The sequence below is a fragment of the Pseudoalteromonas sp. SG43-8 genome (genome assembly GCF_014164245.1).
GTDB lineage: Bacteria > Pseudomonadota > Gammaproteobacteria > Enterobacterales > Alteromonadaceae > Pseudoalteromonas > Pseudoalteromonas distincta.
The window spans coordinates 265582-277730 of sequence record NZ_JACJEX010000001.1; the positions used below are offsets into that span (position 1 = coordinate 265582).

General features: G+C 37.7%; 13 protein-coding genes and 2 tRNA genes. 8 read left to right on the forward strand and 7 right to left on the reverse strand.

All coding sequences use genetic code 11. The features are described 5' to 3' along the window. Positions 1-22: 22 nt before the first annotated feature. Positions 23-403 carry a PleD family two-component system response regulator gene (locus H5122_RS01270; protein ID WP_024597850.1) on the forward strand — a complete coding sequence of 127 codons (381 nt, stop codon included), beginning with the start codon at positions 23-25 and terminating at the stop codon, positions 401-403. Positions 404-412: 9 nt separating this feature from the next. Further along, entirely contained in the window at positions 413-709 is a 297-nt protein-coding gene (locus H5122_RS01275) for a PilZ domain-containing protein (RefSeq protein ID WP_007581065.1), read from the forward strand. Positions 710-739: 30 nt separating this feature from the next. Here H5122_RS01275 and H5122_RS01280 read toward each other — a convergent pair whose 3' ends face one another. Further along, the gene (locus H5122_RS01280; RefSeq protein ID WP_182682127.1) at positions 740-1930 is read right to left on the reverse strand and encodes a class I SAM-dependent methyltransferase; all 1191 of its coding nucleotides are present in this window, start codon (positions 1928-1930) and stop codon (positions 740-742) included. 140 nt (positions 1931-2070) lie between these two features. Between H5122_RS01280 and H5122_RS01285 the strand changes: the two genes are divergently transcribed. Then, positions 2071-2727, forward strand: a complete 657-nt coding sequence (locus H5122_RS01285) for an HD domain-containing protein (RefSeq protein WP_039487345.1) — start codon at positions 2071-2073, stop codon at positions 2725-2727. 1 nt (position 2728) lies between these two features. After that, positions 2729-3169, forward strand: a complete 441-nt coding sequence (locus H5122_RS01290; RefSeq protein ID WP_182682128.1) for a VOC family protein — start codon at positions 2729-2731, stop codon at positions 3167-3169. Here the strand turns inward: H5122_RS01290 and H5122_RS01295 are convergent. Then, positions 3166-4158, reverse strand: a complete 993-nt coding sequence (locus tag H5122_RS01295; protein ID WP_002961438.1) for a two-component system response regulator — start codon at positions 4156-4158, stop codon at positions 3166-3168. The genes H5122_RS01290 and H5122_RS01295 overlap by 4 nt on opposite strands. Before the next feature lie 3 nt (positions 4159-4161). Beyond that, a complete protein-coding gene (locus tag H5122_RS01300; RefSeq protein WP_182682129.1) occupies positions 4162-7494 on the reverse strand; it encodes an MHYT domain-containing protein in 3333 nt (1110 codons plus the stop codon). A gap of 316 nt (positions 7495-7810) precedes the next feature. On the opposite strand from H5122_RS01300, the gene H5122_RS01305 reads away from it, so the two are divergent. Then, on the forward strand, positions 7811-8509 hold the full coding sequence (locus H5122_RS01305) for a M48 family metallopeptidase (protein ID WP_182682130.1): 699 nt from the start codon (positions 7811-7813) through the stop codon (positions 8507-8509). 39 nt (positions 8510-8548) lie between these two features. Here H5122_RS01305 and H5122_RS01310 read toward each other — a convergent pair. Continuing rightward, positions 8549-8633 (reverse strand) — tRNA-Tyr (locus tag H5122_RS01310). A gap of 49 nt (positions 8634-8682) precedes the next feature. After that, positions 8683-8767, reverse strand: a tRNA-Tyr gene (locus H5122_RS01315). Between the two features lie 112 nt (positions 8768-8879). Between H5122_RS01315 and H5122_RS01320 the strand changes: the two genes are divergently transcribed. From H5122_RS01320 to H5122_RS01330, 3 genes are all read left to right on the forward strand, one after another. After that, positions 8880-9407, forward strand: a complete 528-nt coding sequence (locus H5122_RS01320) for a VC2046/SO_2500 family protein (protein WP_138489335.1) — start codon at positions 8880-8882, stop codon at positions 9405-9407. Between the two features lie 179 nt (positions 9408-9586). Beyond that, positions 9587-9889 (forward strand): DUF6172 family protein, encoded by a 303-nt coding sequence (locus H5122_RS01325; RefSeq protein WP_002961433.1) that lies wholly within the window; start codon positions 9587-9589, stop codon positions 9887-9889. A gap of 188 nt (positions 9890-10077) precedes the next feature. Continuing rightward, positions 10078-10995 carry a diguanylate cyclase gene (locus H5122_RS01330; protein ID WP_182682131.1) on the forward strand — a complete coding sequence of 306 codons (918 nt, stop codon included), beginning with the start codon at positions 10078-10080 and terminating at the stop codon, positions 10993-10995. A 74-nt stretch (positions 10996-11069) separates the two neighbouring features. Here H5122_RS01330 and H5122_RS01335 read toward each other — a convergent pair whose 3' ends face one another. Both H5122_RS01335 and H5122_RS01340 read right to left on the reverse strand, forming a co-directional pair. After that, entirely contained in the window at positions 11070-11549 is a 480-nt protein-coding gene (locus tag H5122_RS01335) for a YchJ family protein (RefSeq protein ID WP_182682132.1), read from the reverse strand. A gap of 38 nt (positions 11550-11587) precedes the next feature. Beyond that, a complete protein-coding gene (locus tag H5122_RS01340; RefSeq protein WP_002961428.1) occupies positions 11588-12022 on the reverse strand; it encodes a SulA-like leucine-rich domain-containing protein in 435 nt (144 codons plus the stop codon). Positions 12023-12149 lie beyond the last annotated feature (127 nt).

Genomic DNA, 12149 nt, shown 5'->3' on the forward strand with positions numbered 1-12149 from the left:
TTGAAAAGGAAGCGACATAGTTATGTCCTCATCGATTGAACATAAAACAAAGCGACTTTTAGTGGTAGATGACGAGTATTTTAATTTTGAAATGCTCAAAGCCGCACTAGCGTCGAAATTTGATGTTAGTTACGCAGATTCAGGGCAAAGCTGCCTTGCGTCAGCAATTGCGAGTCCGCCAGATATAATTTTGCTTGATGTTTGTATGCCTGGTCTTGATGGTTATGATACATGCCGAATGCTGAAGCACACACCTGAAACAAAAAATATTCCTGTTGTTATGGTATCGGGCCTAGAGTCCCCATCTGAAAAACAAGCAGGGTTTGATGCTGGTTGTAACGCGTATGTTGTAAAGCCATTTTCAGTGGGTGCTTTGTTGGAAGAAATTAACACGGTTGTTTAGAGGTAACATATGTTTACTGATGATAAGCGAAATTTTAGACGCATGCAGATTAACACTCCTGCAAATTTAACAACGATAGAACCAATAGCGGGTTTAAGTTTTGCCGCAGAGTGCGTGGATTTAAGTGCAACAGGTTTATCAATTCATTTAGATGAATTGCTTGAACCTAATACCTTACTGACGGTGAACATTGATTCGACTCATCCAAGTATTGCGCCTTTAAATGCAACAGCAAAAGTAATACGTGCCAGCAAAGAAGATGATGGCACGGTAACAGCAGGTCTTGAAATCATTCAGTTTAACTAAACCGAATTCAGTTAAACTCAATAGTAGATATTAAAAAACCTTACAGATTAAGCCTTTTAAGTAAAAGCCTTCAGGGTAGCTGCCAGCAATTGGGTGATCGGCTGCCTGGTTTAATCGCTCCATTATCAGTAGGTCTTTACCTGCATCAAGTGCTGCATCGGCTACTACTTTTTGAAACAAGTTTTGTTCCATTAAACCAGAGCATGAGAATGTTAATAGTGTTCCGCCTGGTTTTAGTATTTGCATGGCAATCATGTTGATATCTTTATAGCCACGACACGCGCCCGTTAACTGCGCTTTATTATCAGCAAATTTTGGTGGGTCCATTACGATGGTATCAAACTGTCTACCTTCGTCGCGGTATTGGCGTAATAATTTAAATACATCCTGCTTAACAAAGCTCACTTTGTTTAAATCTAAGTTATTATGCTCAACATTACGCTTTGCTGTATCTAAAGCGGGTTGTGATACATCTACGTTAGTTACATGCTCACACCCACCACGCAGGGCATACAACGAGAATGTACCTGTGTAACTAAAGCAGTTAAGGACAGTTTTACCTTTTGAGAAGCGCTCAAGTGCAGCACGGCTGTCACGCTGATCTAAGTAAAATCCTGTTTTGTGACCTTCAATTATATCAACTTCGATTTTTAAGCCGTTTTCTTCAATAAGCACAAGCTCTTTTGGTTCATTGCCCCAAAGTGCGCCTTTAATTGGTTCTAAGCCTTCTTTAGTACGTACATCTACGTCAGAACGTTCATATATGCTAGAGCCGGGGAAAATAGACATCAAGGCGCCTACAATCTCGCCTTTATGGCGCTCGGCACCGGCGCTTAATAGCTGGCACACTAATACGTTGTCAAATTTATCTATTGTAACGCCTGGTAAGTAATCAGACTCAGCAGCGCATAAGCGAAACCCTGTTAATCCGCCTTCTTCAATAACTTGGCTACGGGCTTCTAATGAGCGACGTAAACGGCGTTCAAAAAAGTGTTGATCGATGACTTCTTTTTCGTCAAAGCTCCAAACACGTGCACGAATTTGTGAGTGAGGGCTATATGCAGCAGTTGCTAAAAACTTACCTTCGCTGTCGTGAATCGTTACTGTGTCGCCTAATCCAGGTTTACCTTTAATTTTTTTGATGGCTTTTGAAAATAACCAAGGGTGTTTTCTTTTTAATGATTTATCGCGACCAGCTTGTAGGTAAACGGCAGATGACATAAGGCTTCTCAGTAGTAATAAATAAGCGCTGTATTTTAGTCAAGCGAGGAGCAACATACAATGAATGTTTTGCAAGGGGGGCATAAAGCACGGTAAAGTACGGATAATTCATTGATTAATTAGCTTTTTGGAACCTAACTTTGTCTGACGTCGCTTTAAGCCCTGATTTAGAAATACTTAACTCACAATGTAGAGGGTTTATCGCCTCTTTAGTGCATGCCGATGTTGCTCATGACATTACTCATATAGAGCGAGTGGTGCGCGTTGCAATACAGTTATGTAATGCGGAGCAGGCAAACATGTCAGTAGTATTACCTGCAGCGTGGATGCACGACTGTGTGGCGGTGGCTAAAAACCACCCTGATCGTGCAAAAGCCTCTACTATGGCAGCTGATAAGGCATTGGAGTTTTTAAAATCGATTAATTATGACGAGTCACTTTTTGATGAGATTCATCATGCAATTGCAGCACATAGCTTCAGCGCAAATATAAAAATTAAAACAGTTGAAGCGCAAATAGTACAAGATGCCGACAGAATGGATGCATTGGGCGCTATTGGCGTTAGCCGGTGCATGAAGGTTGGTGGCTCAATTTCTCGGTTATTATATAACCCAAATGACCCTTTTTGTGTTGAACGCGAGGCTGATGATAAAACATACACGCTTGATCACTTTTTCATAAAGTTATTACATATTGCCGATAGTATGAATACCCCATCAGCTAAAGCAGAGGCGAATAGACGAACAAGGTATATGCATGAGTTTTTAGAGCAATTAAAGTCAGAAATTGGTGAGTAACGTGAATAATACAAGCATACCGAAATTATCTGGCATTGATCATTGCCATTTAAATGTTGATAACTTAGCTAATGCCGTTAAGTGGTATGAGCGGGTTTTAGGTTTTAGCGTAGTGCCAGAACTTGCCTTTTGGGATGAGGATGGGCGAGGCCCTTTAACGCTTGAAGATGCTTGTTCAACCACTCGTTTAGCATTGTTTGAAGGAGAGGGGCGCAGTAAAGGGATTGCATTATTGGCCTCAGGGGATCAATTTATTCAATGGAGTATTCATCTTGAGAGTTTAAATATAAAAGTAGTTTTAGCAGATCATGGTGTAACGTTTTCTATGTACTTTAAAGACGAAAGTGGCAATAGCCATGAAATTACGTCACATGACTATCGTTATATAAAATCTTGTTACCCAAATGTTGAGCTTGGCTCTCACAGTGCTAAAAAGAATTAGCTTTCTTGATTTGCATTTTTTATAGCAATAATATCGTCTAAGTTTTTTACTAATAGCTCGATTAGAGCGGGATCGAAATGAGTTCCTGCTTGCTCTTGCATATGCAAAACTGTTTTCTCTACGCTCCAAGCCTCTTTGTAAGGGCGTTTTGAGGTAAGTGCATCAAATACGTCAGCTATAGCAACAATTCTACCTTCAACTGATATTTCCTCGCCTTTGATCCCGTTAGGATAGCCTGAGCCATCCCATTTTTCGTGGTGTTCAATTGCAAGTGTATGTGCAAGTTGTAGTAAAGGAGATGATGAGTTTGCTAAAATTTGCGCGCCAATGGTGGCGTGTTCTTTCATATGATCAAACTCTTCAGAGGTTAACTTTCCAGGTTTGAGTAGGATAGCGTCAGGAATACCTATTTTTCCTACATCGTGCATTGGGGCGGCTTGACGTAGAAGTTCTGCTCGTTGCTCATCCATACCTAGTGCTAACGCTAATACTTTACTGTATTGGCTCATGCGCACTATGTGTTCACCCGTGTCGGTGTCTTTATATTCCGCTGCACGGCCTAGACGTTCCACTAAATCTACATGAGCTTGCTTTAATTGCTCTGCTTGTACTAGCGACAAGTGAGTATTAACCCTTGCTCTTACAATGGCAGGGCTTATTGGTTTAGTAATATAATCTACTGCGCCTAACTCAAAACCTTTGTATTCATCGCTTTCATCGCCAAGCGCAGTTACAAAAATAATTGGGATGTGTGATGTTTTAGGATTTCTCTTAACTATTTGGCACACTTCAAAGCCATTCATATCTGGCATCATTATGTCGAGCAAAATTAGCTTTGGTAGTTCTTTTTCAAGTAGTGCTAGTGCGGCATCACCCGATTTAGCAAACGACATACGATATTGATTACCTAACACTTCGCGCATTACTTTTAGATTTGCAGGCTCATCGTCAACAATTAATACCCGTGGCCTATCTGTCGTAAAATCCATTAATTAATACTCATTGTTTGTTAGTTTTTCAAGTAAGGTTTCAAGTATTACGTGTGCTTTATCAAAATCAAATTCATCAAAGGCTTCGGCTATATCATCAACTTCATTTTGAAAGGTAGAAGGTGCGCCGCGTTGCAACTTTGCGAGTAGTTCATCATTTAATTCTGCGTTTTGCGCATCTTGATGAAGTGTTTCACACAATTGCTTAATCTCATCTATTGATAGAGTGTCGGAGCTATCATCTTCAGGCGTGCTATTTGGCTCATCGCAAGTATTTGATGACAGCAGTTGCGTTATAATAAGTAGTTCGTTTTTGATATCGTCTAAAAAACTAATAACTTTAGCATCACTTTGCTTGTGCTCTAAATCGGTTAATAACTTCATTAACGTTGTTAGCCCTAAGTTACCAGCAACACCTTTGAGTGTGTGAATGAGACTATCGACATCTTTTATGTTTGATAATTTATCATTAAATAATCTCTCAAACCGCTTATCACTATCACTAACAAACTTAGTAATCTCTGTAAGTTGCTTACACTTAGAACCCCAAAGTGCTAATCCTTTTTCAAAATCTATATGCTGCGCTTTAGGATCGCTTTGCGATATAACCATTTCTTTGGCAATACCAAGCCCCAGCACTTGCGCTATTTCTTGGTTAAGCTGATTTATATCGACGGGTTTGTTGGCAAAGCCATTCATGCCTGCTTTTTTAGCCGTAAGCTTATCTTGCTGTAATACGCTTGCTGTGAGCGCGATAATTGGCGTGTACTTAAGCTGCCTTTGGTTTTCTATTGCTCTTATTTTTTGTGCTGCTTGTATGCCATCACACAAGGGCATATGTATATCCATTAATATGACATCAAAGTCTTGCTCTTCAAATACTTTAATCGCTTCAAGTCCGTTTGACGCTTTGGTAACTGAATGCTGATCGCGTGACAGAAGCAAAGACAGTAGTTCTGTATTTTGCTCTATATCATCAACTACTAGCACTCTAAGTGCAGGCAGTTGGGTGTGTAGACCATCAAAATAATCTATTTTAGATTCGTCACCTAAAGTAAGCGGCAATGAAAAGTAAAAACAGGTGCCTTTACCTAGCTCACTTACTAAGTTTATTGTTCCGCCCATAAGCTCTACAAGTTGTTTACTTATGGTTGTACCAAGGCCTGTACCACCAAAGCGGCGAGTAGTAGTGCCATCGGCTTGTTCAAAAGGTTGAAATACAGCTTGAATACGATCTTTTGCAATACCAATTCCGGTATCTTGCACTTCAAAAAACAGATGCTGATTTTGTGTCATGCCAACGGTGACCGTAACAGAGCCTTCTTCGGTGAACTTAATCGCGTTACCAATTAGATTAGTGAGTACTTGTCTGAGTCGATCTGGGTCGCCGTAGTACGTAGAACTTACTGATTCTTTAATATGGAGTTTAAGTTCTAAATCTTTCTTTTTAGCCTCAAACCAAAAAGTAGAAATAATACTGTCTATCACTGGTTTTAAGCTAAAGTGGACTGGCTCAATGGTCAGCTTACCGCGTTCTAGTTTTGCAGAATCGAGAATTTCATTTAACAATCTTAGCAATGAACGCGCTGCATTATTTACGGTAACCAAGTGCTTTTGTTGTTCTTGATCAAGTGGGGTATCCATTAATAGATCGCTAAAACCTATTATAGAATTCATTGGGGTGCGTATTTCATGGCTCATATTAGCCATAAAAGATTGCTTTGCATGAGCAGCTTCTTCAGCTTTAAATTTAGCTTGCTCTAGTTTTTCTTCATATTCTTTGCGTTCAGTAATATCGACTAAAACACCATCAATCCACTTTGGGTTGCCTTGAGCATCAAAGTCGATACTCCCTTTATCTAACAACCACAAAATTTTGCCATTTCTATGTCTAATTCGGTATTCAATAGAATATTGAGACTTTGCATCAACAGCTTTAGTGACTTCATCAACTATTTGTTTTTGGTCTGACTTCAAGACCAAGTCATTAAACTCGATACAATGCTCTGTAAACTCATTTGGGTTATACCCTGTAAGCTCAATTATATTTGGACTAATAAATAACATAGTCCAGTTGTCATCAAACTTGCATCTAAACGCGACTCCGGGCATGTTATCGATAAGAGAGCGGTATTTTTGTTCTTTCTCTTCTAAACTTTGCTGCAAAGCGCGTTGTTCGGTCAAGTCGGTGATAAAGCCAACATATAAAGGGTTATGGCCCGGCTGATTTACTTCGCCTATACCTAAGCGAATAGGAAAAACATGTCCGTTCATGTGTTTTGCATATACATCACGGTTTATGCCTATTATTTTACCTAGATCAACATTGTGAGCATTTAAGAGGTATTCGTCGTGGTGCTTGGCAATGTTATCGTCCATTAGCATTTTTACGTTTTTGCCTTGAACTTGGTTTTCTTGCCAGCCAAAAATTTTACTTGCGGCTTCATTAAAACTTAAAATAATACCAGCATGGTCAATGGTAACAATGCCATCTATAGCGGTACCTAAAATAGCATTTAGACGGGATTCTTTTGCCGACTTCTCCTCAAGTAGCATGCGATAGCGAACCATACCATTTATTACACCAACCACGCTTGTAATCGCGATAGTTGCTGTGGCGACTGCAATGGCGATAAAAGTTAGTCCTGCGGTTGCGTTAGCATCATCATAGATTAGTGGCGATGTAGCTACAAAACGTGTAGCGGCCATACCCATATAGTGCATACCAGCAACAGCACACCCTAAAATAACAGCGCTAATTGAGTTATTTTGAAGAGGTGATAAAGAGGGTAAAAAACGCTCAAGATTAAAGCGACTGTAAAGGGCTATAAAGGAGAGGGTTACAGCAACAATGATTGATAACGCAAATATCAATGGATCATATCTAAGTAAAGGAGCAAGATCCATTGCAGCCATGCCGCTATAATGCATAGTGCCAATGCCAGCTCCTAGTAACACGGAGCAAATCGACAATACTTTTAGATTCCCTTTACTATTTACTAGCATTGATACAGCGTACTGACATGCTATAAATGCTGGTATAAAAGAAAGGAGAGTGATTGTTGGATCATAATCAATATTAGTACACAGTGAAAAGGCAAGCATACCAATAAAGTGCATACTCCAAATACCAGCCGAAAAAACAGTAGCAGCGGTCACATTTGCTAAACGTTGGTAGCTAGGAAATTGAGTTTCTTTTGCGAGCTCTATAAGTCGAATGGTGAAAAAGGCTGCAAAAATAGCAATTAGCAATGACATTGAAACTAATAGAGGATCGTAAACGCCATTAATGATTAAGCTAGGATCTTGGTCTGTGATAAAAAAAGCTGATAACATAATGGCTCAAAATATAATCTTTATTTATCAAGTCTAATCTAATTAATTAATAAATAAACCGTTAATTCAATGAAGTGAATAAAATAACGAATTTATTACTTTTAGTTTTCTTTTATTTATCAGGGATTAGTTTTTTAGTTGGTGTTTTTTATTCTAATGTATTGCCTGTCACAGGACTAAGTTAGATTTATATGGTCATATTTAAGTTTCTATCGAGTAACCTTAAGAAAACTAATGAATTGGCTTAACTAAGCGAAAATTACACTTTATTTGGTTTTATTAATTGCTAGTGAATTTTCTCGTAGCAATATCATTAATGAGTATGAAAGTGTTTGAATATCAGTTAAAGAAAAGTATAAAACGTAAAACGGTTGCCATTAAAGTACATAACAAAAAGGTGACTGTATATGCCCCTCAGTTTGTTAGTAACAAACACATTCAAGAATGGCTTTTTGATAAGCAGGTGTGGGTAAATGCTCAATTAACTAAACAGCACAATATTGCTGATAACAGACAGAACCCGCTCAAAGACAAACAAATTTTAATCTTTGATAGCATTGTAAACATAGAATTTAAGCAAGGTACTAAGTCCGAAGTACTAAACTGTAACGACAGCTTGCTTATTACACACTCTTCGCGCGTTAAAAATACTTCGCAAAAATATCAGCAACTTCTTGAAGAATATTTAAAAGAGCAACTAACTGCATATATAGAAATGCGTTTAGCGTACTTCTGCGCACAAATGGGTGAAGAATTACCTACGAGTCTAAAAGTAGCTATTTATAAGCGAAAGTGGGGAAGTTGTAATAGTAAGCGAGAGCTAACATTTAATTTGCATTTAATCGGAGCACCTTATCATGCTATTGATTATGTGATTGTCCACGAGTTAGCGCATTTACGTCACTTAAACCACAGTAAAGCTTTTTGGCAACACGTTGAGCGTTTTTTTCCTAATTATGAAGCATCATCAACATGGCTAAAGAAAAACAGCATGAGCTTACAATGGGTATTTTGAAGTTAACCTGAATATAGGAATATAGGAATAGTAGAGAAGTGGTGGAGGGAGCTGGATTCGAACCAGCGAAGGCTGAGCCGTCAGATTTACAGTCTGATCCCTTTGGCCGCTCGGGAACCCCTCCACACTAATTTTATTGCATTTGGCCCCACTTAACTTAGCGGTAAGAAAAGTGGTGGAGGGAGCTGGATTCGAACCAGCGAAGGCTGAGCCGTCAGATTTACAGTCTGATCCCTTTGGCCGCTCGGGAACCCCTCCAATGCAACGGCGCTGATAATAGCAAATTGCGTATTTAAGTAAAGAAAAAAGCTAAAGAAAATTGAAATAAAGCCGATAAATATCTATCAGTTACCACAATCGACTAAAGACTATGCAAATAGATGATTTGTTAATCACAGAGAGTCAGTTAAACAGTAGGCTCAATAATAGTGTGCATGAAAATCGCCGTGGCGAATTTTCTCTACTATTAGCGATGCTGTCACATGACGCACTCGACTTTAGCCAATTTCATTTACCAAAAACTGAAATAGATAATTTAGTTATAGAAGAAGAGGCATTAAGAAAGCAATTTGGCGCAGGTCCAAAGCAACTTTTAGCCCCTGATGAATACAATATGTTGGTTGGACAGTTTAATGCCTCATTAATATCTCAAGAAGGGGAGCGCTGTGGTATGACAAGTATTAAGTTAAGGCAATGCTTAAGCCCTGAACCACTTGCGATTAGAAATGATGATAAGCATATTCCACTTAATATAATAGATAACTGTGAGCTTGCTGTCAGAAGAAGAATTAAAAGCGAACAAACACAACTTGCGAATCCTCCTATAGATGCAGCTGCTTTTTACGACAGCCTTAATAATGATGCAATACATCAACCACTTCAGCTTATTGCGGTGTGATATATGATTGTAATAATCATCAGTTAATATATGCTTTATAACGGGTCTGCTTTATATATTTGCTAATAATTGATTTAATGAAAAAAAAGCATCCAAAAATTAAATGCAATTGCTATAATGGCGTCAAATGGTATGACATGAAATGCCATTATCATTAAACCAAGGTAATTAGGAACGTAATGAAGAAAACATTCACGCTAAATCACGAGAAAATCAAATACCCTCGTATGGTTGATGCTGCAAAGCACGAAGTGAAAAAATATTTGAAAAGAGAGCGTAATAAAACGCTACCTGAAGATGCTGACTATTGGGCATTTGACTGTAAGTTTGGTAACACAGCTGAAGATGCGCAAGTTGTGCACGTTGCTGAATTAAGTAACCAAATTGGCGAAATTGAAAAGCAAGGTTTGACCTCTTTCTACGTAGAGATTTTAGCTCGACCTGCTCAACGTCAGCAATTAGATTTAGATGATGACGAATAATACTTAACTAAATTAAGTATTCGAAGTTTTAAAATGAGCCCAAGTGGCTCATTTTTTGTTTTTATGCAATAAAGATTCACCATAAATCATTTTTATTAGTAACTAATAAGTAGAATTTTATTAACATTTGCATAACAAGATATAGTGATATAGGGTGTGTTTAATTAAAAAAACAAAACAGTTGTACCATGCCTATAAATTACTCTGACCACCAATTGAAATTAAGCTTAAAGAGCTCTAAGGTACTTGTCGTTGATGATCAGCTATTAAGCTTAATTGTATTAAAAAAAATATTATCAGAGCATTTTAGTGTAACAACAACGAGCTGTGGTGAGGATGCGATTGAAATTTGTAAACATAATCCGCCAGATATAATACTACTCGATATTAATATGGAAGGAATGAGTGGTATTGAAACATGTCTAAAATTAAAAAATATATCTGAAACACAAGATATCCCCGTTATTTTTGTAACCTCATCTGAAAATCAAGAAGAAGAGTGCTGGGAAGCAGGGGCTGTAGATTTTATAAAGAAACCAACTAACTCGGAAACTTTATATAGAAGAGTGCGCGCCCATATCACGATGAAACTTCAACATGACTTACTCAATCAAAAAGTATTTCTAGATGATTTAACAAAGGTATTCAATCGTCGTTATTTTGATGCGCATTTTTCTAAAATGGAACGAAGCGCCTTACGAGAAAAAGTCGACTATGCACTATTACTCATCGATATAGATTACTTTAAGCAATACAATGATATCTATGGTCATGTGCAGGGGGATACGGTGTTAAACCTAGTAGCACAAACTATTACTAATAGTTTGCAAAGGCCAACCGACTTTGTTGCGCGTTACGGCGGCGAAGAGTTTGTAGTTGTTCTACCGCATACAAGCACTGAAGGTGCAATTTGTGTTGCTGATAAAATTAAACAAAATGTGGCCGATTTAGGAATATTACACAAATATTCAGAATATGATTTTGTGACTATTAGTATTGGCGGTGCAACCCTACAACCATACGTAAATAACAAAAACACCTTGCAGATCGCAGATGAAAAAATGTATGAGTCTAAAATGCAAGGGCGTAACAAAGTGTGTTTTTAAGTTTAGTTAGCTAATAAATCACTCTGCCACTTAAAAACACCTTTTAGGTGATAAATATTAAATAAGATTATTTATTACATGCTATGACATTTTTTGTATTTGTTATTGCTACCGCATGGGCAGTTATCATTTCTGTCTACTTTAATATCTTCAACAGGATATATAGTGCCATCTAAATAACGCCATTGAGTGTTTTCTTTAATAAACTGCGATTTTTCATGAAGCTCACAAAATAAGTTTTGATAAAAATATTGGGCTTTAAATTCTACAGTTCCAGTATCGCCATCATGGCTTGAGTCAATTAAATCAAGATTTATAAATCGACAGCTGTTAGCAAAATCATTGATTTCTTTAATCGGATTCTCAGCTTGTTTTTCTTTTGCGTAGGTTTGATAAACATATTTTGCATTTTTAATAACATAAGCGCTGAATCGTGAGCGCATAAGTTGTTCAGGAGTGTCAGCTTGCTTTACAGATAAGTGAAGCGGCTCGCAGCAATCGGCATAATTGTGCCCACTGCTGCAAAAACATAGTATGGCATTGAGTGAAGTCATAATAATAATACAAAGTCTAAAACATTAGTTTAACAAGCTTATTGAGCGAGTGGTATCTCTGTTGTTTGTGCGTTTTTAGTAAAACAGTATAGTTTTGTATTCGTTTTACTTAAATCGAACGATAGATTTGTAAGTAGTTGGTTATTAACTATATCGGTCCAGGTGATTACCGCTGCAAAGTTTCCATTATGTAACGCAGAATTTAATACATACTCTAGATTTACTAGGTGCTTCTGTCTAATAACAAGTAATTTACTTGTATCAATAGAGCATGAGTCAAGTAAAGCTTTGCTAGGTACATGATCTGGCGCAATTAATAACGTCCATGCATTAGAGCTATTGTATTGGTGTAATACTTTTAAAAGCTCAAAGGTCGCTGAAATTTCATCTTCAATTTGGATCAAATTTACGCAATCGCTTTGCTCGTCTTGTTGGTAACTTTTAACTGTTCTTACGGTAATAGGCTGTAACATAATTTCACTCACTGGGTTTTTATACAGTATCTATATACAGTAGTTTATACAGTGCTTTCGTGCAAGCATTTTATGCTATTTATTTGTACAGTTATTCAGCCTTTGATCATTGTTTTTTATTTTTAAA